This is a genomic window from Pedobacter deserti, from assembly GCF_024436415.1.
Classification (GTDB): domain Bacteria; phylum Bacteroidota; class Bacteroidia; order Sphingobacteriales; family Sphingobacteriaceae; genus Pedobacter; species Pedobacter faecalis.
In genome coordinates this window covers 153,424-178,761 of sequence record NZ_JAFMZQ010000001.1, presented here as the reverse complement: position 1 = coordinate 178,761, position 25,338 = coordinate 153,424, and the positions used below count along the sequence as shown (strand labels likewise).

Sequence of the window (25,338 nt, the reverse complement as noted above, 5' to 3'; positions counted from 1 at the left end):
CGCTTAAGATATGATGATCGAGTTTTTGTCAACCCGCGGCTGCTGCCCGCCGCGAAGCACCGTGTTGCTGCCAAACTTCTGCGACTGATCTACATTCTTAACGGCAATAAAGTCTGCCTCATTGATCTGCCCGCTTTGTCCGAACGCCGTTATGGCATTCCTGTAGGTAACCAGTTCAATATCTTTCAAAGGAATCCCAGCACGTTTCATCAATGCCGCAGTCTTAGGAATAGCCAGCGGGTCACTAATGCCCCAGTCGGCCGCCGAATTGATCATGATCCGTTCAGAACCATACTGCTTAACAACCTCCACCATGCGCTCGTTGCCCATCTTGGTAAACGGATATATCGTAAAAGCAGCCCAGAACCCGCGGTCCAGAACCTCCTTCACGGTCTCCTCGTTATTATGGTCTATAATGACTGAATAAGGCGCAAGGCCCTGTTCGATTGCAATATCCATACTCCTCGACGTCCCTTTTTTCTTGTCGCGGTGCGGCGTGTGTACCTGCACGGGCAGTGATGCTTCCCTCGCAAGATCAAGCTGCAAGCGATAATACTTTTCCTCAGCCGCAGTCTGATCGTCAAATCCAATCTCCCCGATGCCGACAACGCCTTCCTTAAAAATAAAATTAGGGAGAATCTCCATCACCTGCTCTGCCAAAGCTTCATTGTTTGCCTCGCGCGAATTCAGGCCTATGGTACAATAATGCTTAATGCCGAATTGTGAAGAGCGGAAACGCTCCCACCCAATCAGGCTGCTGTAGTAATCCGTGAAACTCGCCAGGCCCGTCCGTGGCTGGCCCAGCCAGAAAGCCGGCTCAATCAGTGCCACTACACCAGCATCAGCCATGGCCTGATAGTCATCCGTAGTCCTCGACGACATATGTACATGCGGATCAAAAAACTGCATGCCGCTGATCTCACTCAGATCGAGCGTAGTCTGTATCTTTTCGCCTTGATTTCTTTCTTCAAAATTTTCACTACAGCACATAGTTCAAGTATTTATGATCAATTATTGATTATCAATTTCGGTATTTCCGGATTTATATCGCGATGGGCTGCTTCACGTTCCCTGATATAATCCTTCAGCGTATCAGAAAGCGCCACATTCACACGCTCGCGGATTCCGGTGATCTTCGTGACATCCTTATCGGTAAAGAACGCTTTGAGAACCAATTGATTCCAGGCCGCCTCATCCAGGTAAGTTGCCGGATACGGATTGGCATACATAATGGCCTCAAGCACAATGCCAATATTGCTTCTGATGCCTTCCGTGCAGCGTGGTATCCACGACTCCGGATAACTCAGCACCGAAAGTGCGGCATACAGTGCGGCCAGTTCATACATCTCAGCGCCGTTAAACAGGCCGTCGACTTTCCTGAGATAGGCCTCTTTATCCCCATCGCGCAATTGCATCAGCAGCCATACACGCGCAAGCTGGTCCAGCGACCAATCTTCGATGTCCAGTCCGGGCAGCAGTAGCCCCAACTGTTCCCTTTCCGCATCCAGAATGATCAGCGCCTGGCGCCCTACAAGCCGGGGTATCTGAGAAAAGGCCATGTTCAGTTGCAGTGCCTTATCCTCTTTAGAAACGAGTTCTGCTTTAGCACGAAGCCAGTCCGACGCCTCAGGGGCAGCGTGCCGGTCAATAATATTCAGAAACAGACTTGCCAGGCTGGTCAGTTTATCCCTATCACTCATACATTAAACAATTTAGACCGCTATGAAGTAATTCATCGCCAGTGCACCGCTAATGATAAGCAGGCCAAAAAACTCCCTGGCTTTTTCAATATAAGGCCTGGTCGCCTGCATGCTTTCCACCAAACTCGGCGTCCGGTATTTCGTGATCCAGTCGAGCACGCCGTCTTTCGCAAAAAAGAGGTAAACCGCATAGATCAGATAACCGGCAATGGCAATCAGGTATACCAGCGGGAAGAAATAATTGAAGGCCGCCAAACCGCAGCAAACCGATGCGATCATGTAAATAGGTACCCACAGCCAGGAATCGCTATCGTTGAGATTCACATAGGCAAACAAAACAAAGGCGATACAAAATATAGAATTAAGAATGCTAAACAGCATAGCTACAAGATTAAGATTTGTGTGTTGGTTATTACTATACAAATAAACAGATAAAATAACCGTTTTAGAAGCCCAATTGCAAAAAATGAAACAGGGTAAACAATTATTCTTATCTTCAGTTATTCATAGCTGAATAAGATATTTTACCTCCTAACACACTGACCACATGAAGCAATATTTCTGTATCCCCTTATTCCTTTTTGCAGCGGTATGTGCCAGGGCACAGCATAGCGTCGAGAAGCTCTGGCAGACCGATACGGTGATCAATCTGCCCGAATCTGTACTGCCCGACACCAAAGCCGGGGTGCTGTATGTGTCCATAATGGGCAACAGCGCCACGGATATCGACAGCATAGGCGGTATCGGTAAACTCGACATGAACGGACAGGTGGTCGACCTCAACTGGGTTAAGGGGCTTAACTCACCAAAGGGAATGGCCATCCATGCAGGTAAAATGTTTGTTGCAGACGTTACCGACCTGGCGGTTATCGATATCGCAAAAGCTAAAGTAATCCAGCGTATACCTGTACCAGGTTCAGCTTTCCTGAACGACGTTACGGCCGATGCCAAGGGTGTGGTATACGTGTCTGATTCCAGGACCCGAAAGATACACCGGTTCATCAACGGCACTGTCGAAACCTATATGGAAAACATCGACGGCCTCAACGGCCTCAAGGCGGTGGGCGACCTGCTCTACATCGCCGGAGGGGGCAAAAGTCTGCTGAAAGCGGATGTAAACAAGGGCATGATCAAGGTAGCCGGCCTGCCCCAGGGAGGCGATGGGATAGAGCCGATAGGCAACGGCGATTTCCTCTTTTCGAGCTGGGGCGGATACCTTTACTATGTGTATGCCGATGGCCGCTCGGACCTGCTGCTGGACACCCATCTGGAGAAAATCAATATTGCAGACATCGGCTACGACCCGGTAAAGCGCGTCGTCTACATTCCTACTTTTTTTAAGAAGACGGTCATGGCTTACCAATTAAAATAGTAAATTCGGGTACCAATTTACAACACACCAAATGCTAAAAAATTTCAGTGCGGCAGTGCTTGCCGGATCAGTTCTTGCCGTATGTCTCGGGTTCGAGCGGCAAGGTTCATCAACAGTGGCAGACGAAACGCCAGCTAAAAATTACGCCACTTACTGCGCCGGTTGCCACGGCGAAAAAATGGATATGTTTGTCGACCGCAACTGGAAGTTCGGCAACAAGAAAGAAGATATTGCCAAGTCTATCACGCATGGTCACGCCGACGAGGGCATGCCGGCATTCGGCGGCACGCTGAGCGAGGCAGAAATAAACGGACTGGCCGATTATATTCTTGAGGGAATCAAGAACGTAGGTCAGTACACCTCACGCGAGAAACCGGTGGGCGACGTGTTTAAAACCGAAAACATGACGATCAAGCTGGAGCAGGTAAGCGGACCCGGATTGGACGTGCCCTGGGGCATCGCCTTTCTTCCTGGGGGCGATTTGCTGGTCACCGACCGCGGCGGTAAACTGTTCCGCGTAGGTAAGGATAAGTCTATGACTGAGATTAGCGGTGTGCCGGAGGTTTGGAGCCGCGGACAGGGTGGTTTGATGGACGTAATCACCGACCCGCGTTTTGCTTCCAACAACACCATTTATCTGTCATACTCCAAACCTAAGACCGAGGGCGGCACAACTATGGGTACCACAGCCATTATGCGTGCCGTTCTTAAGGGCAATGCGCTTAGCAACCAGAAAGATATTTTTGTCGCTGAACCCTATCAGCGCACCCAGCTTCACTATGGTTCACGCATGCAGTTTGGCCGCGACGGCTATCTGTATTTCAGCGTGGGCGAGCGTGGCAACGAAAAAGCAAACCCTCAGGAGATCAAAAACAATGCGCTCGGTAAAATTCACCGCATTAAAAGTGATGGAACAATTCCGGCCGACAATCCCTTTGTGAAAACTACTGGTGCTTTGTCGTCTATCTATTCTTATGGTCACCGTAACCCGCAGGGGCTAACCATACACCCAACAACAGGTAAGATTTGGGAAACCGAACACGGTCCGAGAGGCGGGGATGAACTTAACATCGTTTCACCTGGTAAAAACTATGGCTGGCCTGTCATTTCTTACGGGATAAATTACAATGGCAAGCCGATTACCAATCTGACTGCTAAAGCAGGTATGGAGCAGCCCGTTCATTACTGGATTCCTTCTATAGGTCCGAGCGGGCTCGCCTTCGTGCAGGGTAACAAGTATAAGGGCTGGACGGGCAACGTGCTTGCAGGATCGTTAAGGTTTGAGTTTTTACAGCGACTGGTCCTCACCGGAAACAAAGTGACCAAACAGGAGATCCTGTTCAAGAACATTGGCCGCGTTCGGGACGTGCGGATGGGTCCCGATGGATTCATTTATATGGCCGTTGAATCTCCGGGCAGGGTGTTCCGCCTGGTGCCGCAGCCGTAACTAGATCAGGGCAAGCGGCCGCTTGCCTTATCAGACTTCCAGGATAAAATAATTGCAAGGGTAGCCATGCTTCTGCAGAATAGGCAGGGCTACATTGTATACCTTAACACCACCCGGGGCGGTACCTTCAATCTGCCCCGCGTGTGCGTGACCATGAAATGCTGCCACCACATTCCTGCGTGTCAGCGGCTCCGCCAGTCGCGATGATCCCAAAAAAGGGAAAATCACTTCCGGTTCACCCTTCACCGTTTCCTGAATGGGTGCATAGTGCATAATGGCTACTTTTTTGATGTTATCGTTCTCCCCATCCAATCGCGCCAGTGCCCGATCCAGATGCAAGGCTTCATTTACGGCCTCCTGAACAAAATCTTTCATGGCCTGCTCACCAAACATCGATAGCATATAATTATCGAAGCCCCCGCCAAAGCCCTTTACGCCGGCAAAGCCGACACCCTTGATCACTATTGCCTCGCCATCCAGTATGGTCATGCTGGCATTCTGCAGTGCCTGCCTGATGAGCTTGTGCCTGCCTTTCTCGTAATCATGATTGCCCAATACGCCAAGTACGGGTATACTGCAGGATTTAAGCTCCTCTGCCAGCACTTGCGCCTCATGCTCATCACCTGTATCTGTAAGGTCGCCCGCAATGATCAGTACATCCGCCTGCGCAGATATTTCCTTGAAGCAATCGGCCCACCTGCCTTTATCACCCTCCCTCACATGAATGTCGGCCACAGCGGCAATTTTTATGGTTGTTGCTGTTGTTTCTTCCATGGTTAGGTCGTTTTTATGGTACTCACTTTATAATTCCATTTTTTGATGTCCACCTCATACTGCGTCTGGTCAATGACCGGTCCGCGGCATACCCGCTCCAGCGCACGCGGAATATCGTACTGCTCTTTGGCGCGCTCCATCAGTTCGTCAAACACCCAGCGCGGAATTACATCATGGTAGTCGGCCGGGTACACAAACTGGAAGATCAGGATTTGGGCCAAAAGCAGGTGCCAGTGCTGGTCCAGCTTAAACATCAGCCGCTTCCAGTCAAAATTACCTGCGGTTTTCAGCAGAATATGGTTTACATCGGCACCATCATAACGTTCGCGGTTCTGCACGTATATTTTGCACCATACCAGGTCCTCGGCCGACATATACTTGACCGTCAACCCTTCATAATCACCGGTGGTAGCGCGTTTGTACCACACGTCGTCTACCGTGCAGATATTGTTTACCGTATCGAAGATGATGTCGATATAATGTCCGTCTTTATGGATTTTAGCGAGCCAGCGCACATCGGTAAGTTCGGTGTTATAGCCTTTATCGGCCAGAAGCTTAAGTATTTTTGGATACTCTGAAGGTTTGCAGAAAATATCCATATCCTTAAGGTCGCGCGCTATACCCGTGTACTGGTACATGGCAAGTCCGCCGCCCAGCATAAACTGCAGGTCGTTTTCCTGCAGGGTACGCAGCACGTCGACATAAAATTGAATTGCTGCTGTTTTTTGCTCGTGTGTTAAAATCATGTTATCTCTAGCTTAGATGCTAGTAGATAACACAATTTCGACCGTTCTGTTTTGAGGCCTATTTAAGCCTGCTCCAGATTTCGTAGATCTTTGCGCCTTTGCTGCTCAGGCCGCTGTGATGCCATTTGCCGTTCTCCAGTTTGCCATCGAAGCTCAGAGCGGCGCCAACGCGCGAGTTATCGCGAGAAAAGAACTCTATATTTTCCGTATATTTCCCATCCTTAAAGGTATAAGAACCGCCTCCGGTTCCCGAAAACTCCTTCTTGCCCGGGTCCATGGCCACCCATTGGAATTTTGTTCCCGTAAGCATCTTGTAAGTCTGCCGCGTACCGGTCTGATGTATTTCGGCAACTTTACCGTCATCGCCCATGCGACCAGTAATGCGCCAAACGCCAGCCAGCGGAGCATCGCCTTTATCGACCCGACGAAAAGATGCCTCATTGCCCTGTACCTGTGCCGTAAGCACGTCGCCCGAGATGCTGAAAGGTACCTCCATCACAGAACCCACACCGCTGTTATCGGCAGAGTTGTACATCATTTTGGCCTTCATCACATTTCCGCTGATCTCGTAAGACCCGCCCTGACTCGCCACAAACTCGTTGCCGCGGTGTACTGTATGAAAATACATGCCGTCCTGGACAAACAAATGATGCTGGTTTTCGCCGTCTTTAAGTTGCCATGCGCCCGTTATCGCATTGTTCTGCGCCTGCGCGTTCATTATCATACCCGTTAATACCAGCAGCAACCCAAAAAAGGTGCTGCGTTTTACAAGTGCTCTCATAGGTTTATATTTTAGTGGTTCATATGTAAACTTACACTAAAGTACGCAATTTGCTGAAAACTAGCCAGCTGATTGCAAACCGCGGATCTCAACAACCTCGTTCACATCGGCCTCATAGTCGACCCCCGGTACCTCAAAGCCAAACAGCTTAAAGAAGTCATTGCTGTAGCCTTTCAGGTCACCAATTTCCGGAAGGTTCTCGGTTGTCGCCTTTTCCCACAGCGCCGCAACCTCCTGTTGCACATCTTCACGCATTTCCCAGTCGTCTATACGGATACGTCCGGCCTCATCGGTTTGGAGTGGTTTGCCCGAATACAGGTGGTCGTGGAACAAACGGTTGATCTGCTCAATACAGCCCTCGTGCAGCCCTTTTTCTTTCATCACCTTATACAGCAGTGAAATATACAATGGAATCACTGGAATTGCCGAACTTGCCTGGGTCACCAAAGCCTTGTTTACCGACACATAAGCTTTTCCGTTTACATCTTTCAGGTCATCTGAAATGGTGAAAGCTGTTTTTTCCAGATGGTCTTTAGCGCGACCAATCGTTCCTTTGCGGTATACAGGTTCGGTAAGTTCCGGACCAATGTAAGAATAGGCTACGGTGTTAACCCCTTCTGCCAGCACGCCAGCTTCTTTCAGGGCATCCATCCACATTTTCCAGTCCTCACCGCCCATTACGGCCACTGTATTTTCAATATCCTGCTCATTGGCAGGAGTAATCTCAACTTCCGATACCACACCGGTGTGGAAGTCTACCGTTTTATTTCTGAAAGTCTGTCCGATCGGTTTCAGTGCAGAGTTAAACACCTCGCCCGTTACCGGATGCGTACGCCTGGGCGATGCCAGACTGTATATCACCAGGTCTACCTGACCCAGGTCGGCCTTAATAAGCGCTATCGTTTGCTGCTTGATCTCGTTAGAAAATGCATCACCATTAATGCTTTTGGCATACAAACCGGCCTCTTCGGCAAAAGTTTCGAACGCTGCGGTATTGTACCAGCCAGCAGAAGCCGGCTTGCCCGGTGCTGCAGGCTTTTCGAAATAAACACCAATAGTGGCAGCCCCCGCGCCAAAAGCACTGGTAATCCTGGATGCCAGTCCGAACCCGGTCGACGCACCGATAACCAGCACCTTTTTTGGTCCCTCTACCGGGCCGGCGGCCTTTACATAATTGATCTGGTCAAGTACATTCTGCTTGCTACCTTCCGGATGCGCCGTGAGGCAAATAAATCCACGTGTTCTGGGTGCGATAATCATATCTTATATCCTTAAGTCTAAAAATCCAGTGTTAATTCAGACAAAGCTAAAACTTTTGTCTAATGAAAAAATGTTTAAGTGCAGCAATTGTTTGGCGGCGACCGGCTGCCGATCCAAAATTGCAGGGTATTAAGCCAGTCTGAGGGGTGGTAAATGCATCCCCTCTGGTACGGTAAATTACAGTGCTTTATTATTGATATTAAACTGGCTTAAAACAGCTTTTACACTGGTTTAAGCAGACTAATACCAGTCTAATAGCAGTGTAATACCAGTCTAAAAGCAGTCTAATTTACACACGCAATGCAGGAGGTTTAAATGAAAAAACCTCCCGCTTTTGGCAGAAGGTTTTATGTGGGAATTACTGGGTTCGAACCAGTGACCCCTACCTTGTCGAGGTAGTGCTCTAAACCAGCTGAGCTAAACTCCCGTGAGATGGCAGGCAAACTTACGTAATCCCGAGAAGTTTCGCAATACGGTTCAATTGATTACGCGGCTGCACCCGTATGCTTTGCTCATTATACGTCTGGTCAGCGCGTATTTGTCTGATAATTATCGTATTTATCAGCTAAAACTTATCCTGTGTTCGATGGTTAAATGATTAGGAACGGATAAATGCGGGCCTAAGAAGATAACCAATTAAATAAGAACAAGATGAGCATTAATGAACAAGATCAGGACAATCCTAAAAGCATGGAGCAGTCTGTAACAGAAAGCGAAGACAATGCCGATATGGGTCAGCAGGAAAGTAATTTGCTGGACGATACCGAAGGAGGAGGCACTCAAGTAAATAACGAAGGTGTCGGAGAAACAGAATCAGAAGACTAAAAGTAATGGTGATGAAAAAGCATGAGAAGGGCGCAGCGGATAAGTCTGCACAAAGCGCAAAGGAGAAAATTTCAGCAGTGTCAAAAGATGGCGTGACTGGCAGATCTGCCGGTTCGTTTAACCTGAATCAGGATGGCGGGCAAAGCAAACGGCCCATAAGCCTTCGGCAGCAACGACCCAGGCGCGGGCTGCTGTGATATTTTAGTTACAGCTCATCGTATTCTTATTGGCGGCACTTCAGTCAGAAGCTTTTTCACCTCTTCCTGCCTGGCTGGCAAAATGGAGATAATAATCACCCCGTACTTGCCAGACTCGCCATATGCTTTGATCGCTTCTTCGTCCTTAAGCACGTTAATGGCCGAAATAGCCTCTTGCGGGATTCGAGACAGTGGCCTGTTATCGCCAACTGGTTCAATTTTGGTTTTTACCTCGCCTACCTGAAGGATATATAGCGGCTGGTTCCGGTAACGTGCGAGCGGGTCGCGCTTTGCCCCAAAGGGGTCTTTTTCGGAGTAGACGACCCGTTCCCATAGTTCGGACGTAGCCATGTCATTAAACGAACCCGTAGAGGTCATTTTATCCAGACCGTCAAATTTGAGTTTGAAGGAAAAAGTCTTGCCGATCATGAAGGCCGACTCTTGGTTGACGTGCAGGATCGTTTCGGTGTATGTACTGTCTTTGATCTCGTAGGTTCCAAAGATACTCGTCGTTGTAACCTTGCTGGCAGAATCTACCTCCGTCACTATAAAGTGTGTGGGCGTGTAGGATTTGTATTTTATAAACCTGTTGTGGTTCTCGTTATTGTTCGGGTGGTTACCGTACTGAAACTTTTTGATCTTCCAGGTGCCCAGCAGAAGCTCTGTATAGCTTTGGCTGTAGGCGCTTACAGCGCTTAGCGCTATAAAGGTGAGGGTTAATATTGATTTGGTCATGATGAGAATGGTTAGGAAGTAAGATACGAAATAATTCCTGCACCGCATGAAAACAAAAGCCTTTCAGTTATATGAAAGACTCTATTTTTTCTCGATTTTAACAAGTCCATACCTGGTAGTCAGATAGATATTTCCCTTGGTATCTTTGCCAATATCAGTCACAAAGGAAGAAGGGACTTGTGAATTTTTATTATTGTAAAGCTCCCAGCCGTCCTTTAAGTCGAATCTCACTAGTCCAGCTAGTGCTGTGCCAATCCACAATACATTTTCCTTTTCATCATATAACATTGGTCCAACGTCATTTACAGGTATACCGGAATTCTCGATCGTAAGCTGTTTCCAGGAGCCGTCTGGTTTAAACACAGCAATACCTTCATTTCTGATTAATCTTTTGCGGTCAGCAGGGGCATATTCGTAAAGTCCGAAGTATAAATTACCTTGACTGTCTTCTTCCAGGGCTGTGATACACTTACCCTTCAGCACAGTACTGCCGGCGTTAAAATCTGTTGCAGTGCCGTCCAGATCAATCATCACAGAACCGCTAAAAGTTCCAATCCAGATACGACCCTTCTTATCTTTTTTAGCATAATTTACCCGGTCAGAAGGCAGCGCTTTTATATTGGCCTTGTTAATTACAGACCAGACTCCATTTTTATTAATCACCAACCCCTGGTCTGAAGTGAAATAAACTTCTCCCGACGCCGCATTATTGACGATGCTATAGCCCCTTTTAATGCCTGTTTTGAGAGAGTCGTAAAGTACCCAGTCCTTATTATTATAACTATATAAACCGGACTCAGTATAAAACCATTTGACATTTGAATTATCTGTTGCCATTCCTTTCACATAATAATACTTGGCAGGTGGTAAAACGCCTCTGTCAACCTTCTGCACTTTCCCGTTTTGTACGCAATACAAATCATTGGTTGTATCATAGAAAACGATATCCTCGTGATCAATCGTCAAATGGTCGCTAAGGTTATTCTTCATGATGGAATTCTTGGAATTCCAGACGGTCAATTTATAAGACGCAAGATGCGCATTATCATATTTATAATGCTTATTTTGGATATCCGGATCCACAGGCCGGTCAAACAAGGCAGTTGCGAACTCTTCTGTTACCCGCTGTATTCGGCCAGAGAGCTTCCCGTTTAAAACATCTATTGCTACATTTACAGAAACCCTACCTTCAATTTTCCCATTTGTAGAGGCAGGCGACCAGCCTGTAAAGTCATTTAGGGCCATTACAACTTTTTCCGATAGCATCCGCCCATTTACATCGGTATGGCTCAGCACACAACCCTTACCCGTCGAATCTACCAAAACCTGGAACAGAATAGACCCCCTTAGATTGTTCACATTGTTGTGTGAATTCAAATACTGGATCATTTTTGAAAACTTAAGGCTATCGGCACCAACTTTAACGTCTCCACAATCCAAACAGAATTTGGAAGTCGGGCAATTGTTCAGCTTCTTAGGGAAAATGTTTTGTGCATTGGCATAATGCACTATACTCAGCAGCAGGAGTGTGAATAAAAATTTCTGTGTTTTGATAAACATGAGTAACGTAAAACTTAGGCAAGCAAGATACAGAGATATTTCAAAAAATATGTAATTGCGTCATCTTACAGCTGTGATTGTATACAGGGTATAACAATAGTACAATTAGCACTAAATGACAAAAGCCTCTCAGATACTGAAAGGCTTTGTGTGGGAGATACTGGGTTCGAACCAGTGACCCCCTGCTTGTAAGGCAGGTGCTCTGAACCAGCTGAGCTAATCTCCCGGGTTCTGCCATTTGTTTGAAAACAGTCGGCTCTGTTTTTTGTGGGAGATACTGGGTTCGAACCAGTGACCCCCTGCTTGTAAGGCAGGTGCTCTGAACCAGCTGAGCTAATCTCCCTAAGGTTCTGTCGTTTTTAGCCCGACCAGGCTCCCCTGATTTGGGATTGCAAATATACAGCCTTAAATCATTTATGCAAAAAAAGATCGTGCTTTTTATGAGAGTACTTCTTCAAGGACGAGGTGTGAGTGGATTTCTCCGAAGGATGCGGTATGTAACCGGTAGTAAATCAGCAATTTATCAAGCAGTATACGCCTGCTTGCATTATTTATATGAAAATCATCGAGTCTCTCAAATGGTGTCACAAATAGTGCGGTGAAAAGGTTCGCCTGCGAGAGGTCAAGGAAATTGCCGTGTCCGGGTATGCGCTGACAGAATTCGCCCTCGTGCAGGTCGAAGTAGTCGTCGCCGGCTCTTTTTTCGGTATTGGGCGCAAATCCGAGGTATTTGGAGAGTTTGATGAGGAAGGAGAGGTGAAAGTTGACGTTGAGGTCTTCGCAGGCGTCGAGCCAGCATATGGCGTGGTACAGGTAATCGAACAGGTGCTCGTCGGCAGTTTGCTGTCTAATGCTTTTGTAAAGGACTTCGTTGAGGAACATCACCATGGTGCGTTTAACCACATCGTAGGGGATGTTGGCGAAAACGGGTGAGGGGCGGAGTTCTGAGACGCGCTGAATGCTGGTGTTGGTTTTGTGGTACACGATCATATCGGCCAGGTGGAGCGGCTGCAGCATATTCATGCTGATTTTGGCCCGGGGCTTTTTAACGCCGTTGATCATGTATGATTGTATGCCGAATTTGTCTGTAAAGATTTGCGCGACAACACTGCTTTCGCTGTATTGCGTTGTTTTGAGCACGATGCCGCGGGTTTTATGTAGCATAGTTTTGCAGTATGACTTTCTTGTTCCTGAACACGGCAATCTGCTCACCGCTTTCGTAATGCCGGAATCTTAGTTCTTCGCCCGCCTTAAGCTGCCTTTTTACGGTGCAGTAGATGTGCAGGCATTTGATCCAGTTTTCGGCGGTAGCTTGGTCTTTCCAAATTTGGGGGTACACGAAAACATCGTTGCCTTCAAAGCGAAGCAAAGATTTTTCTGCAAGACCATGTACATTGGCAATGATCTTGGCGGTCTGCGCTGCCGTGCTGGCCTGCTGATGTACTTTTTTCCTGGCGTACATGCTTTAGTTTATCATTGGTGTCAGGTAAATCTGTCGGCTACTCAAGCAACAGCGGATCTTCCTCGTCGGTCAGGCTCAGTTGTATGCTGTCTGTCCCTGCGATACCTTCTATAGAACCCCTGATGTGTGCGGCATTAAGCAATACTTTTTCCAGCTGTTTCTCACGTGCTTTCCAAAGCCGTTCCATGGCATCGCGCTCTTTCTGTATGGAGAGTTTCATGCTCATGAAGCCTTCACGGATGGCTTTCCACTGTTCCGAAAATTCGTTGCTGGTGAGGTAGTCGTACAGCATGTGCATTTTATCGCCCCGGTTTTCCTGAGATCTTGTGGCCCCGGCAAGTTTGATGATCCCGTCGCGCAGGATATAAGACACGGCTTTCACCTCGTCGAAAGAGCAGATCCACACGCCGTCTTTTTCACCGAAGCAGTCCATCCCTTTGGGGTAACATTGGGTAACGATTACGGCCACGTCTACGCCCATACTGCGCATGTCTTTCTTGAGTTTCTCGATCCAGTCGTTAGAAAAATCCTTGGTGCGTTTGCTTTCATAAATGATCTTCCCGCATTCCTGGCCAAACTGGTTGCGTACCAGGTGTACGCAGTCGGCCCCGCGCACGCCTTTACCCACCTCGGTAATGAGGTCAAAGGGAAACGAATTTCGCAGCAGTTCCTCTAAGATCAGTTCCTGGACTTCGCCCTGCAACTGCATAGAGCCCTGTTCGGCTTTGCGCTTCATCTCCTCTGCGAGTTTCTTCTGGTCTTCCAGCTGCTTCTCCAACTCTTTTACCCTGAGCTGATGTTCAGTTTCTTTGATGTTGTTTTTTTCAGCCTCCTGCTTTCTGATCTGATCGGCCATTTCTGCCCGCTGTTCCTGAAGCTTGCGCTGCAGTTGAAGCTCAAGTTCTTCCTCTTTCTGCTTCATCAGTTGCTCCTTTTTCAGGAAGTCGAGTTCCTTTTGCCGGGCTAGACGAAGCTTTTCTTCGTTTTCCTTGTTGGCATTGTCGAGCAGTTGCAGTTTATTTTCAAAATCGCTGCTGATGCGCTTGCGCAGGTTCTCTTCCAGCGTAGCCTGTAAAAGTTTCTTCTCCTGTTCGAGTTTCTGCTCATAGGCAAGGGCCTGCTGCCGCTGCTGTTGTTCAAAGCTGGCCTGCAATTTTTGCTGCTGCTGGAGAAATTCCTGCTGTTTTCGGGCAAATTCTTCTTCCTTCTGCTTGGTGAAGGACACCATTTTGTCCCTGAGGTCTTTCTTGTATTCTTCGGCCATAACTTCCTCAATAGGGAAGCTATGGGAACATGCGGGGCATTTTATTTCGGTCGCCATTTCTCTCCTCCTTTATTTTTGTCGCCTTACAAACAGGCTTTCGGCAAACTTGGCCGATACACTTTTTGGCTCGCCGCCCTCTACTTCGATGTTCATGGAGCCATCAAAACTAATTACTTCCCTAACGGTGATTTTTGAGCCAATGGCGATGTTCAGTTTTTCCAGGTATTGCAAGAACAGGGTCGACGTGTCTTTTACGGCCACCACGGTGCAGGTTTCGTCTTCCACGATTTCCGACAATAGTACTTTGGCCGCTTCAGGCATTTCGCCGTTGGCCTTCGGGATAGGGTCTCCATGCGGATCATACTCCGGGAATCCTAGGAACTCCTCAAGCTTATCTACCAGCTTGGCCGACTGGATATGCTCGAGTTGCTCGGCTACTTCATGCACTTCGTCCCAGCTAAAGTCAAGCTTCTCGCAGAGGAAGGTTTCCCACAACCGGTGCTTCCGCAGTATCGCGATTCCGTTCTTTTTACCTGCGTCGGTAAGCAGTATTTTGCCATATTTCTTATAAGAAACCAGGTCTTTTTCCTTAAGCTTTTTGAGCATGTCGGTAGCTGTAGCTGGCTTCACACCCAGGTAGGCGGCCATTTCATTCGTGCCTGCCTCTGGCTTGTCCTCATTCTGGAAGCTGAGCTTCAGCAAAGCTTTAAGGTAGTTTTCTTCAGTATAAGATAGCATAGATACAAACTTAGAGGAAATAGTTAGTTAAAGCAATTTAATAGATTGATGGAATTATTATTGTTAGGTTTATCTAACTTTTGTAGTTTTGGGTGTTTAATAATTTAATTATGAGGATTTGTACCATTGTGTTATTCGCATTTTTGATATTGTTCTTAAGTCCGAACAGAGGCTTGGGTCAGACCGATACGCTGACCAAGCAAGCCGACAGCCTGGATGAAGTGGTGATCAGCGGAACGCTGAAGCCCGTAAACCGGCTGGAAAGTCCGGTCCCGGTAGAAGTATACACGCATGGTTATTTTAAAAAGAATCCTACACCTAATATTTTTGAGGCTTTGCAGAATGTGAATGGAGTTCGCCCGCAATTGAACTGCAACATCTGCAATACGGGTGATATTCACATTAACGGACTGGAAGGTCCTTATACGATGATCCTGATAGATGGAATGCCTATCGTAAGCAGCTTGTCGACTGTTTATGGCTTGTCCGGCATTCCAAATTCCCTGGTAGAGCAGATAGAGATCGTGAAGGGTCCTGCATCTTCGTTATACGGCAGCGAGGCGGTAGGAGGACTGATCAATATCATTACCAAGAAGCCTAAAGATGCTGCAAAGCTTTTTGCCGATGTGTTTGCGACGAGTTTTAAGGAGCATAATGCTGACCTGGGGTTTAAGTTTGATGCAGGCAGGCTCGCCAGTGTGCTTACAGGAGTAAACTATTTTAAATACGGCAATGCGGTCGACCATAACCACGATAATTTTACAGATGTGACCTTGCAGGATCGTATTTCGGTGTTCCAGAAGTGGGCGTTTAAGCGGGCCGGGGACCGTATTTTTAATCTGGGCGCCCGGTACATGTATGAGGACCGCTGGGGCGGTGAGATGCAATGGAACAAATCCTACCGCGGGGGCGACCAGGTTTACGGGGAAAGTATTTTTACCAGTCGCTGGGAACTGATCGGCACGTATCAACTGCCCTTGCAGGAGCGTATGTTGTTCTCGTTCTCATTGAATGCGCATGATCAGGACAGCCGTTATGGTACCACTTCCTTTATTGCCGATCAGAAGATCGCTTTCGGTCAGCTGGTGTGGGACAAAAAGGCGGGCATCCACGATGTATTGCTCGGTACTGCGCTGCGGTATACGTTCTATGACGATAATACATCGGCGACTACCCAGGCAAATCAGGCCATTTCGAAAGATACCTGGCTGCCGGGCATATTTGTGCAGGACGAAATCAGCGCGGGCAGACAGCACAAGTTCCTGGCTGGTCTGCGCTACGACCGCAACTCTGTGCACGGGAATATTTTAACGCCCCGGTTTGCGTATAAATGGAACCTGAATGCCAATAATATGCTGCGTTTAAATGCCGGTACGGGTTTCCGGGTGGTTAATATTTTTACGGAAGATCATGCAGCACTGACGGGCGCCCGCGCTGTAAAGATTGAGGATAAGTTGAAACCCGAAAAGTCGTACAATGTGAACCTGAATTACCTTACCAAAATTTACACCGCCGGCAATGCTTTTATCGGCATTGAGAGCTCGGCATTCTATACGTATTTCAATAACCGGATCATCGGGGATTTTGACAAGCATCCGGATTCCATAATCTACAGTAATCTGCGCGGACACGCAGTGAGCAAGGGCTTGAGCACAAATATAGACCTGACACTTCCGAACGGGCTGAAGGTTATTCTGGGAGCCACGTATCAGGATGTAGCGACCTACGAAGGCGGTGTAAAGCGACCTCAGATTCTGACGGAGAAATTTTCCGGTACCTGGGCGGTGTCGTACAAGTTCAAGCGACTGAATTTGTCGGCCGACTACACCGGTAACATTTACAGTCCGATGCGGTTACCGCTGGCGGGAGAATTTGATCCGCGCAAAGCATATTCGGATACATGGAGCATCCAGAACATCCAATTTACCTATAGTGGTTTTTCGCGCTTCGAATTATACGGAGGGGTTAAGAACCTGCTTAACTGGACGCCGAACCGTGGAAATCCTTTTATTATAGCCCGGGCAAATGATCCCTTTGACCGGGGCGTGACCTATGATGATCAAGGACAGGTTATAAAGACTTCGGACAATCCCTACGCCCTTACTTTCGACCCAACTTATGTATACGGACCCAACCAGGGAATCAGGGGATTTTTTGGCATTAGATATACAATTAAGTAAAAGCAATCGCTTAACTTTAGGGCATGAAGTACCCTTCCACCTACCAGGCCGCAAGGCATATTGCACCAAAAGTAGAGGCTATTTTTGCTGCACATCTTGCCGCTGCGCGCGAAAATGGGGAGGACGACCTTGCGCCGCTTCCCACGCATGATGTTGTGGAAGCGGTTTTGGATGCGACCTTCTGGGCGAGTCTGAGAAAAGAGGAGGGGCATTCGCCAAAAATATCCCTTGCTTTCCTGCCTCCGCAGCAGGCCGGCAATCCGCTTCTTTTTAAACAGCGGTTTAAGCTTACACCCTCCACCCTCACCAAGCTTGCGCCAGGAATAGAGCGCTCGGGCATCCATTTGGGTGTATGGGCCGAAGAAGGGGAGCTTTATATCTGGGGAACCACGGTGAGCATCCCGAATTTTTGCTTTGTGGTAGATGTGTCAGAGCCGGCACTGCTGGTGATTAAGCATCGCCGGATTTATGGTTTCGGCAAGTTTACCAATGTGGCGGTGCTTAAAGGGGATCAGGTGAAGATGGTAGACGGACATATGGCCAGTACGCCGGACTGTCCGCCAATGCTGCTTTCCCTTCTGGACCTGACGGCGCCTTCGTACTGGAACGACTCTGTGAATGTGATGATCCAGCTCGCTGTGTCCATGCGTGCACATGGTCGGGGTGGCACGCTGCTTATTGTGAACCGCGAGAACAACAACTGGCTCCAGTCTATTATCAAGCCGGTACAATATCTCATTCAGCCTGCATTCAACGGTTTATCTAAGCTGCTGCTGAACGAACGTAAGGAGTCGAGCCAGATCTTCTGGCAAACAGCATTGAGGCGGGAGGTAGAACACCTGGCGGGATTAACTGCAGTAGATGGTGCTACAGTGATCAGCAGTTCCTTCGAGCTGCTTGCCTTTGGTGCGAAAATTGGTCGCGCTAAGGGCAAAGACAATGTGGATGAACTGGCTTTTTCTGAACCGGTTGAAGGTGGCGCAGCGGTAGTTGTACACCCCACGAAGGTTGGAGGGACCAGGCATCTGTCTGCGGCGCAGTTTGTTCACGACCAGCGTGATGCCACTGCGATGGTGGCTTCGCAGGACGGACACTTTACCCTATATAGCTGGTCTGACCAACAGGACAGGGTACAGGCCCATAGAATCGATGCGCTATTACTCTAATAGTTTACGGTCAGGAATAGATTACCGCTCCGGCGATGACCATAGCGATTAACAGCAGCATCACCACGCGGTCGTAACTGATCCATTGCGTTTTTGTAAGCGGCTTTGGTTGATTCTGAATCTTTTGTCGGACAAAAGTGAATGAAAGGGGATGTGTTTTGATCAACATAGGAAGATAGTATAGGTGCACTAAAATCATATCAAACCCCAAGCCATCCGTCCATGGATATGTGGAATCGTTAATAACTTCCTCTTTTTTGTTAATTACACACACTAACCGGACACATTAGTCTTTTAATATCAATCTTTAAGAAAATATTGTATTGATAATCAGTCGGATATATTTGATACTGTTTATTTTATAGTACTTTGTATTGCATATTACTGTATAAAACATATATCTTTGTTTTATGATAGCAGAAAACACACAGACGCAAATGCGTAAGGGCATACTTGAATATTGTGTGCTCTTAATTATCTCCAAAGGCGAGATTTACGCGTCGGATATTATTGCTGAGCTTAAATCGGCCAAGCTTCTTGTGGTGGAAGGTACGTTGTATCCTTTACTAACGAGGCTCAAGAACAATGGCCTGCTTGCGTATAATTGGGTAGAGTCCACTTCCGGTCCGCCCCGTAAATATTATGTGCTTACCGAGCAGGGCAGAGCAATCCTTAGCCAGCTCGACGCTACCTGGCAAGAGCTTTCCCATGCTATAAACACGTCAAAAAATTCTCAGGCAAACAAATCCGATAAATGAGCAGAAAATGAAAAAGACATTTAATATAAACATCGGCAACTCCATCATTCAAATTGAAGAGGACGCCTACGAAATGTTGGTCGCCTATATGAACGAGATAAAACAGCATTTCGCCCGGACGGCCGAAGACTTTGAAATTGTCACCGATATTGAGAACAGGATAGCCGAAATGCTTCATGAAAATCTTAGTTCAGGACAAAAGCAGGCCATCGGCATCGATGATATACGCTCGGTTATGGAGCGCATGGGCTCGGTGAGTGATTTCGAGCATTCTGCAGAGGCCGAGTTTGCAGGCCCCCGGGCAGGAAGCGCTTATGCGTTTTCGGTGAAGAAGTTATTCCGAAATACAGACCAGGCGGTTATCGCCGGAGTATGTTCCGGACTTGGGCACTACCTCGACGTGGATGTACGCTGGGTACGTGTTGCAGCTTTCCTCAGCATTTTCGCAGGGGGGCTGGGTATCCTCACTTATGTTATCCTGTGGATCATGGTGCCAAAGGCAGAAACAAGGGTTGAGAAAATGAGCATGAAAGGTATGGAGGCTAACCTGCGCGGTTTTGCGAGCAGCAATTTTGATCCTTTCTTTAAGCAGAGCAAGGGATCGCTATCGGAGATGATGGACTTTGTGTCCGGTGCGTTGTCGAAGCTGTTCCGCTTTGTCTTCAAGCTTGCCGCAGTCTTGATCATCGCATGGGCATCACTGGCTTTGATCGGACTAATGGTGGGTACTGTAGCCCTGATGGGTTTTTGGGATACGCAGGCGTCGGGTTATTTTCCATTCAATATCGTCAACGACAGTTATTTTAGTCCCCTGCTGATCTCCGCCTTTATTGTAGCCAGTATCCCCTTGCTTGCGCTGTTGCTGTTTTCCCTTCGCGTGGCGTTTACCAAGAGGCCAGTCAACCGCACGCTGTCTTTTGTGCTGCTGATTATTTGGTTGTGCGGCGTGGCGCCGCTTGCCTACTACATCACCCGCATCTCGTCTGAGTTTAAAGAAGGTGCCGAGTTTGCAGAGGTAGGTGAGCTAAAACCTTATCCGGTGTATACGCTAAAAATGGACAGGACCCGGTATTTTACGGCGGCAGATAGCCTGAGGTATAAAATTGACCGTAAAAACTATAAAGACAGAAAGATCTTAAACGATATAGACCACGAATTCGAGTCGCCCCGCAATGTGCGTATCTGGATCGAGAAGAGCGACAATGATAAGGCTTCAGTAACCCGGAACTTTAAGGCAAGGGGCCTGGACTTTGAGACTGCACTGATCAATGCGCGCAACATACATTATGATTTCAGTCAGACAGATTCGGTAGTGAACCTAGGGCATTCGATTCACCTGAGCAAAGGCAGCAACTGGCGCGGTCAGGAAGTAGAACTGATTGTCCGGCTCCCTGTTGGCACCCGGCTCAATCTTCACAAAGATTTCCACCGTTATCTGAGCGGCAATCTTTACTGGGACTGCGACGAGGGGAATGATGAACACCATGTGCATGAGCTCGAATATTTTGAACTACTGATGACGGCAAATGGCCTGCAATGTGTGCACCCTAAACCTACGGAGCCGGAAGATTAATTATTTAACCGTGTACCGATGCACAGAACGGCTAACCTGGCCGTTCTTGTCTATCCCTTCGATCACCACCCGGTACGTTCCGTTGCCATCGGCATTATAGTATTCCATGGCGCTCGTTCCGCCAGCGCCGGTAATCACCTTAGGGTTCCAGTAGATGGTTGTCCGCAAATCATTGAAATTATAGGTGTTGGCCGGGTTTACATATTTTGGTGAGTAGAACTCCCGCTGACGGGCAAAGCCCTTAGGAGAAAACTTAAGCAGGTTGGCCTCCGGGATCATATTTCTCAGATCCTGTACGCTGATCTTCTGTCCCTTCACCGGCTTCTTGGTGTTTACCACCAATACGCCGCGGGTGTTATACAAACGGTCGATCGTGCCAAGTTCGTCTTTTAAAAAGATCTCTACGTTTTCAACCTCCTCAGGTAAGACTGCCATCAATCCGGTGAAATCAATCGGTGCCCCGTTCAGGAAGATCTGCATAGGTATGCGGCTGCCTGCATTATAATCGCGGCTTACATAGAAGTTGTTCTGAAAGAAAGTTACGCCATTTAAAGAGTTTTGCATGGCCTGAGCAATTGAAGCGAAGTTTTTAAATCGATCGCCTTCTACCACTGTGACATTGATATTGCCCAGACTGGTTAAAGACGGATGATCACTGTGGCTTGGACGTTTGATTTTCGTTCCTTCGATCTTCACCTCCTTCAGGGTTCTCAAATAGCTGTATTTTCGCTTACTGTTATCAAGATACGGTGCCAGGGCGCTATCAATATTTACGGTCTCAGTCTGCGGGTGAAGATTCTTGAAGGCAGGTGCCGCAGGCTGACCGTCGAGCATGATCATCAGGCTGGATCCGCCGGCGCTGTATTTGGCATTGATCACCACCTCGGAAGAGTCGGGTATAACAAGGTTCGGGAATGCAAATGTGCCGGTAGGACTGGTTACTGTCTCCGCTGAAATACGCGAGTCGGTTACCGTAAGACGTAGCGCGCCTTTTCTTACAGGCATACCAGTCCTGTCGCGCAGGGTACCCGTAACACGCATATCCTGCTCAGGCAACACAGCGATTGGCGGGAATTGCGCGGTGAGCGCTTCCTTAAAATTGAACCTGCGGTAACCTTGAGTGAGCAGCAGGACATCGAGATCTGACAGCTTCTTTTCATCAGGTTTATTGAAATAATAGTTCGGCTTTTCCACATAGCCTTTCAGATCATTGGTGAGCAGCAGGGAACTGTAAATGGTCACCTCAGCATCCTCATCTACAGGTACCTTCTGGTCGTCGGTTACCGATACGGAATAGTTCCCGTCCATCGGGTCAGCCCCATTTTTCGCGGTCACGCTGAGTTTTACCTTCTGCCGGGGCCTGTAGGCAGCCAGATCAGTCTTCAGTTCCACCTTAACCTGTGAGGAGGGGTTGTTGAACGCCAGGCGTTCGCTGATGGGCTGACCGCTTTCAGAAAACAGGGTGATCTGCATAATGCCGGATGGAAAGGTCTCCTTCGGTATTTTTGCATTGATGAGCTGACTGTTGAGTTTGGTTTTTGCGGCATAACAAATCACCCCTCCATGGGTACCCACGAGGAAAAGTGTCTTGTTCTTGTTGACGGAAAAATAGGTGTTGTTGGCCAGTATCTTAACCTGAAGCGTTAGCGGGTCGGTATTGTCTACCTGTACCGAAGCTCCTGCAGCCACTACTTTCGGCAAATCATAGGTTTTGGTAGAGCCATCCGGGAAGTTGACGCTGGCTTTGTAGCTTTTACCTTCCTCGGGCGTAAACATAAAGGAACCCATGCCCAGATGGGATGATGCTATCTGCAACACGGTAGCACCGCCGCCGTCTGTTACTGTTCCTTTTATGTCGGCACCCAGTCCGGCAGCATTGATCGCTTTAAAACCAACTTTAAGCGGGATGCCGCTGATCAGTTCACCTCCTTCGGGGAAAAACTGCAGGTCGTACTCATTTTTCACCGGGGCCAGTTTGAAAGATTTCGTCAGGATGTCGTCGCTGGCAATCTCCAGGCGGGTGACGAGTTCCCCGTCGGTTATCGGACCGTTTTTACGCGGATCGATCTTGATTTTAAGTACGCCGTTCTGGTCGGTTGTGCCCTTGCCTTTACTCACTACGTCAAAGTTGGAATTGACTTCCCAGGTAACCTGCTTGTTCGGCAAAGGTATGTTCTCCGCACTCTTAAACTGCAGGGTAGCATCTATAAGCTGACTTTTGTCCGTTTGCGTATTCTCATAGCTGAAATGGGTGATCAGTTCTTTATCTATGGCTTCCCCAACCGGGATGGTACGCGTAAACAAATGCGCATGATCAAAGTTCAGCATCCACAGCGTGTAAGCGCGAAAGTGATAATTGCCCTGGCGGTAGGTGCCCTGATTCAGCGGAATGCTGCCCTCCGCTACCCCATTAACCAATGGCAGCTTAAGTGTTTGAACCAGTGAATCGCGACTGTTGATCACCTCCACATACATGATTTTGCTGAGCTGTGTAGGCAGGTTCTGTTCCATGGTGACATAACCTTTGAGCCATACCGTGTCGGCCACGCTGTAGTAAGGTTTATCGAAATGGACATATGCCCGCTCCACAGGCCTGCTCTCCGATAGTTCTTTGGACTTGTCGATGATTTTGCTCAGAACGATGCTGTCCTGCTGAGCTTGTGTGGAATAGTTTATGCCGGCCAGCAGAATGATGGCAGCTATGATGACTCTGAATATCCTCATTAAAACGAATGTCTGGTATTAACCTCGCTAATATATTCATTTAATAAAAGCATCAGATTAAATACCAGACAGATTTAACATTTTTTGACTGTTGTGCTATGATAGCACAGTGACAAAACTATCGAGCGGTTTGCGTACCTTTTTAAGGTTCACGAGCCAGTCGTTTTCGGTGTCGCGATAACCCAGCGGCAGGATGGTGGTACTTTTTAGTCCCTTTTCCCTCAATCCGAGCAATGCGTCGAGCTCAGCTGCATTGAAACCTTCCATGGGGGTGGCATCTACTTTCAATGTTGCGGCTTCAATGATGGCCGCGCCAAATGCGATGTACGACTGCCGCGCCGCATGCTGGAAGTTTTCTTCCGCAGACCTTATAGTATATAACGACAGCAAGCGTTTTACGTAGTCTTCCGTAGCCGATTCTGGCAGACCCCGTTCGGCATTGGTATGCGCAAATACCGTTCTGATTCGTTCCTCTGTATAATTATCCCAGGCCGCAAACACGAGTAAATGCGAACAGTCAGTGATTTGTGATTGATCGAAGGCTATCGGTCTGATCTTTTCTTTAAGTTCCTTATCGGTAATAACGATAATTTCAAACGGTTGCAAGCCTGAGGATGTAGGCGCCAGGTGGGCTGCCTTTATAATCTGGTCGACTTTTTCCTGCTCAACAGGTGCGCCGTTCATTTTTTTAACGGCATACCGCCATTGCAAAGCTTCTATTACACTCATAACTATGTTTTGTTTTTATAACACTGTTAGCAAATGTAGTAACGTTACTTTGTAATGGCGATATGGGACTATGCCTTATGACCTAGCGATGATTAATTGAGCAGTTTATCCAGCTGGCTGCGTAGCAAAGGGTCGGACGGACGATAGGCATCCCCTGCAACGATCTTGCCTGCTGGATCTATCAAAATAAATCGTGGTATGGAATTGATATTATATTTCTTGATAAAGTCTGAGGAGAAATCTTTGTCGGCCATCACCTGTATCCCGCCAAGTTTATTGTCTTTCACGTAACTTACCCATTTAGACTTGTCTGCCAGGCGGTCAACCGACAAACTCACGAATTCGATGTTTTTTCCTGCGTAATCATGTTCCACCTTTTGCAGAAAGGGAATCTCCGCTTTGCAGGGTGCACACCAGGTCGCCCATACATCGATATAAACGTATTTACCGCGGAGCGACTTCAGGGAAACTCTTTTGCCGTCTACATCCGCATAGTCGAAGTCGGGCGACAAGGCATTGCCTGCCATCATTTTGTAGTTGGCGTAGATGGTTTCGATCTCCTTCCTATGCGCGGCATTCTTCGAGCTGCTCATGAAACTTCTGTAAGCACTTTCCTTGGCTGCACTGTCTTTCACCATTTTCAGTATCTCTGTGGTGTACTGGTAGTTCAGTTGATCCTGTACAAAACCGGCAGGAATCTCTGCCTTCACCACCTTCAGCTTCACAATGGGCATCCCCGCCCAGCCCATGGTCGTGTCTTGTCTGTACTTGAAGTTTCTCAGGTAGGTGATATAGTCGCCCAGCCAGGTGCGGTAGGCGGCAGACCGTTTAAACAGCGCCTCGTTATCGAGTTCCGCATCTCCGTATACCTTGTCCATAACTGCTTTTCGCTCATCCGGACTGAGTGTTTTAACGAAAGCCTTCTTTTGGGCTTCCGCAATGAGGGTTGTAAAATTAGGGTCCCCCTTTTTGGTGGTCATAACATGTTCAAGATTGGCCATACCTACAGAATCCATCCCATACAGTCCACCATGCCAGCTCATGACCTTCCTGGCATGAAAGTCTACATCCTTGCGCGCAAGTGCTTGCAGCGCCGGGGTCTTTTGTTTGGCGATCTCTGGTTCCATCGCTTTCCGGTATTCCTTTAACTTTTGTTCTACTTCCGGTACCGGAATCACGTAAAATTTGTACAGGTATGTGCCGTTATGTAAGGGCACGAAACGCCCTAAGGCTTTGTCCTTGTTGGCCACAAGATCATCTGTGAGCTCAGTTTTGCCTGTTTGCGCAAAGCCCTGAAATGTAAGTGTCATCATCATGACACTGGTGATTAATGCTTTCATTTTTTGA

At 47.9% G+C, this 25,338-nt stretch carries 25 protein-coding genes and 3 tRNA genes; 8 read left to right on the top strand and 20 right to left on the bottom strand.

The genetic code is table 11. The features are described from left to right. Positions 1 to 3: 3 nt before the first annotated feature. From J3P40_RS00830 to J3P40_RS00820, 3 genes are read right to left on the bottom strand one after another with little or no spacing between them, the layout of a single operon-like run. Entirely contained in the window at positions 4 to 990 is a 987-nt protein-coding gene (locus J3P40_RS00830; protein WP_256001954.1) for a TatD family hydrolase, read from the bottom strand. 17 nt (positions 991 to 1,007) lie between these two features. After that, the gene (locus J3P40_RS00825) at positions 1,008 to 1,700 is read right to left on the bottom strand and encodes an EboA domain-containing protein (protein WP_256001953.1); all 693 of its coding nucleotides are present in this window, start codon (positions 1,698 to 1,700) and stop codon (positions 1,008 to 1,010) included. A gap of 12 nt (positions 1,701 to 1,712) precedes the next feature. Continuing rightward, positions 1,713 to 2,081 carry a transmembrane 220 family protein gene (locus tag J3P40_RS00820; protein ID WP_256001952.1) on the bottom strand — a complete coding sequence of 123 codons (369 nt, stop codon included), beginning with the start codon at positions 2,079 to 2,081 and terminating at the stop codon, positions 1,713 to 1,715. Positions 2,082 to 2,247: 166 nt separating this feature from the next. Between J3P40_RS00820 and J3P40_RS00815 the strand changes: the two genes are divergently transcribed. Together J3P40_RS00815 and J3P40_RS00810 are read left to right on the top strand one after the other, a co-directional pair. Beyond that, positions 2,248 to 3,072: an NHL repeat-containing protein gene (locus J3P40_RS00815; protein ID WP_256001951.1), complete on the top strand. Its 825-nt coding sequence runs from the start codon at positions 2,248 to 2,250 to the stop codon at positions 3,070 to 3,072. A gap of 31 nt (positions 3,073 to 3,103) precedes the next feature. Further along, a complete protein-coding gene (locus J3P40_RS00810) occupies positions 3,104 to 4,519 on the top strand; it encodes a PQQ-dependent sugar dehydrogenase (RefSeq protein WP_256001950.1) in 1,416 nt (471 codons plus the stop codon). 30 nt (positions 4,520 to 4,549) lie between these two features. Here J3P40_RS00810 and J3P40_RS00805 read toward each other — a convergent pair whose 3' ends face one another. From J3P40_RS00805 to J3P40_RS00785, 5 genes are all read right to left on the bottom strand, one after another. Then, positions 4,550 to 5,293 (bottom strand): metallophosphoesterase family protein, encoded by a 744-nt coding sequence (locus J3P40_RS00805; protein ID WP_256001949.1) that lies wholly within the window; start codon positions 5,291 to 5,293, stop codon positions 4,550 to 4,552. A 2-nt stretch (positions 5,294 to 5,295) separates the two neighbouring features. After that, entirely contained in the window at positions 5,296 to 6,039 is a 744-nt protein-coding gene (locus tag J3P40_RS00800; RefSeq protein ID WP_256001948.1) for a nucleotidyltransferase, read from the bottom strand. Positions 6,040 to 6,097: 58 nt separating this feature from the next. Continuing rightward, positions 6,098 to 6,820, bottom strand: a complete 723-nt coding sequence (locus J3P40_RS00795; protein WP_256001947.1) for a hypothetical protein — start codon at positions 6,818 to 6,820, stop codon at positions 6,098 to 6,100. A 60-nt stretch (positions 6,821 to 6,880) separates the two neighbouring features. Further along, positions 6,881 to 8,080 carry an enoyl-ACP reductase FabV gene (gene fabV, locus J3P40_RS00790; RefSeq protein ID WP_256001946.1) on the bottom strand — a complete coding sequence of 400 codons (1,200 nt, stop codon included), beginning with the start codon at positions 8,078 to 8,080 and terminating at the stop codon, positions 6,881 to 6,883. Positions 8,081 to 8,432: 352 nt separating this feature from the next. Then, positions 8,433 to 8,507 (bottom strand) — tRNA-Val (locus J3P40_RS00785). Between the two features lie 224 nt (positions 8,508 to 8,731). On the opposite strand from J3P40_RS00785, the gene J3P40_RS00780 reads away from it, so the two are divergent. After that, positions 8,732 to 8,905: a hypothetical protein gene (locus J3P40_RS00780; protein WP_256001945.1), complete on the top strand. Its 174-nt coding sequence runs from the start codon at positions 8,732 to 8,734 to the stop codon at positions 8,903 to 8,905. A gap of 11 nt (positions 8,906 to 8,916) precedes the next feature. Beyond that, positions 8,917 to 9,102 (top strand): hypothetical protein, encoded by a 186-nt coding sequence (locus tag J3P40_RS00775; protein WP_256001944.1) that lies wholly within the window; start codon positions 8,917 to 8,919, stop codon positions 9,100 to 9,102. 15 nt (positions 9,103 to 9,117) lie between these two features. On the opposite strand, the gene J3P40_RS00770 is transcribed toward J3P40_RS00775, so the two are convergent. From J3P40_RS00770 to J3P40_RS00735, 8 genes are all read right to left on the bottom strand, one after another. Next, positions 9,118 to 9,837 (bottom strand): DUF4488 domain-containing protein, encoded by a 720-nt coding sequence (locus J3P40_RS00770; RefSeq protein WP_256001943.1) that lies wholly within the window; start codon positions 9,835 to 9,837, stop codon positions 9,118 to 9,120. 81 nt (positions 9,838 to 9,918) lie between these two features. Beyond that, positions 9,919 to 11,397, bottom strand: a complete 1,479-nt coding sequence (locus tag J3P40_RS00765) for a ligand-binding sensor domain-containing protein (RefSeq protein ID WP_256001942.1) — start codon at positions 11,395 to 11,397, stop codon at positions 9,919 to 9,921. A 151-nt stretch (positions 11,398 to 11,548) separates the two neighbouring features. Further along, positions 11,549 to 11,623: transfer RNA gene (locus J3P40_RS00760), tRNA-Val, on the bottom strand. 42 nt (positions 11,624 to 11,665) lie between these two features. Continuing rightward, positions 11,666 to 11,740 (bottom strand) — tRNA-Val (locus J3P40_RS00755). 95 nt (positions 11,741 to 11,835) lie between these two features. Then, the gene (gene recO, locus J3P40_RS00750; protein WP_256001941.1) at positions 11,836 to 12,561 is read right to left on the bottom strand and encodes a DNA repair protein RecO; all 726 of its coding nucleotides are present in this window, start codon (positions 12,559 to 12,561) and stop codon (positions 11,836 to 11,838) included. Next, positions 12,551 to 12,859 (bottom strand): hypothetical protein, encoded by a 309-nt coding sequence (locus J3P40_RS00745; RefSeq protein ID WP_256001940.1) that lies wholly within the window; start codon positions 12,857 to 12,859, stop codon positions 12,551 to 12,553. The genes recO and J3P40_RS00745 overlap by 11 nt, the downstream gene beginning before the upstream one ends. A gap of 37 nt (positions 12,860 to 12,896) precedes the next feature. Then, positions 12,897 to 14,180 carry a DUF2130 domain-containing protein gene (locus J3P40_RS00740; RefSeq protein ID WP_256001939.1) on the bottom strand — a complete coding sequence of 428 codons (1,284 nt, stop codon included), beginning with the start codon at positions 14,178 to 14,180 and terminating at the stop codon, positions 12,897 to 12,899. Positions 14,181 to 14,192: 12 nt separating this feature from the next. Beyond that, complete coding sequence (locus J3P40_RS00735; RefSeq protein WP_256001938.1) at positions 14,193 to 14,861, bottom strand: metal-dependent transcriptional regulator; 669 nt, start codon at positions 14,859 to 14,861, stop codon at positions 14,193 to 14,195. A 110-nt stretch (positions 14,862 to 14,971) separates the two neighbouring features. On the opposite strand from J3P40_RS00735, the gene J3P40_RS00730 reads away from it, so the two are divergent. Continuing rightward, positions 14,972 to 17,041 carry a TonB-dependent receptor plug domain-containing protein gene (locus J3P40_RS00730; RefSeq protein WP_256001937.1) on the top strand — a complete coding sequence of 690 codons (2,070 nt, stop codon included), beginning with the start codon at positions 14,972 to 14,974 and terminating at the stop codon, positions 17,039 to 17,041. Between the two features lie 23 nt (positions 17,042 to 17,064). Beyond that, a complete protein-coding gene (locus tag J3P40_RS00725; protein ID WP_256001936.1) occupies positions 17,065 to 18,207 on the top strand; it encodes a putative sensor domain DACNV-containing protein in 1,143 nt (380 codons plus the stop codon). Positions 18,208 to 18,217: 10 nt separating this feature from the next. Here the strand turns inward: J3P40_RS00725 and J3P40_RS00720 are convergent, their stop codons facing one another. Then, positions 18,218 to 18,376 carry a hypothetical protein gene (locus J3P40_RS00720; RefSeq protein ID WP_256001935.1) on the bottom strand — a complete coding sequence of 53 codons (159 nt, stop codon included), beginning with the start codon at positions 18,374 to 18,376 and terminating at the stop codon, positions 18,218 to 18,220. Positions 18,377 to 18,617: 241 nt separating this feature from the next. On the opposite strand from J3P40_RS00720, the gene J3P40_RS00715 reads away from it, so the two are divergent. Next, positions 18,618 to 18,965, top strand: coding sequence for a PadR family transcriptional regulator (locus J3P40_RS00715; RefSeq protein WP_256001934.1), 348 nt, complete (start codon positions 18,618 to 18,620; stop codon positions 18,963 to 18,965). A gap of 7 nt (positions 18,966 to 18,972) precedes the next feature. After that, a complete protein-coding gene (locus tag J3P40_RS00710) occupies positions 18,973 to 20,538 on the top strand; it encodes a PspC domain-containing protein (protein WP_256001933.1) in 1,566 nt (521 codons plus the stop codon). Here J3P40_RS00710 and J3P40_RS00705 read toward each other — a convergent pair whose 3' ends face one another. The 3 genes from J3P40_RS00705 to J3P40_RS00695 all read right to left on the bottom strand — a co-directional run bounded on the left by J3P40_RS00705 (position 20,539) and on the right by J3P40_RS00695 (position 25,331). Further along, positions 20,539 to 23,262, bottom strand: coding sequence for a carboxypeptidase regulatory-like domain-containing protein (locus J3P40_RS00705; protein WP_256001932.1), 2,724 nt, complete (start codon positions 23,260 to 23,262; stop codon positions 20,539 to 20,541). It abuts the gene before it with no gap. A gap of 96 nt (positions 23,263 to 23,358) precedes the next feature. Continuing rightward, entirely contained in the window at positions 23,359 to 23,991 is a 633-nt protein-coding gene (locus tag J3P40_RS00700) for an NAD(P)H-dependent oxidoreductase (RefSeq protein WP_256001931.1), read from the bottom strand. 92 nt (positions 23,992 to 24,083) lie between these two features. Further along, complete coding sequence (locus J3P40_RS00695; protein ID WP_256001930.1) at positions 24,084 to 25,331, bottom strand: TlpA family protein disulfide reductase; 1,248 nt, start codon at positions 25,329 to 25,331, stop codon at positions 24,084 to 24,086. Between the last annotated feature and the right edge of the window lie 7 nt (positions 25,332 to 25,338).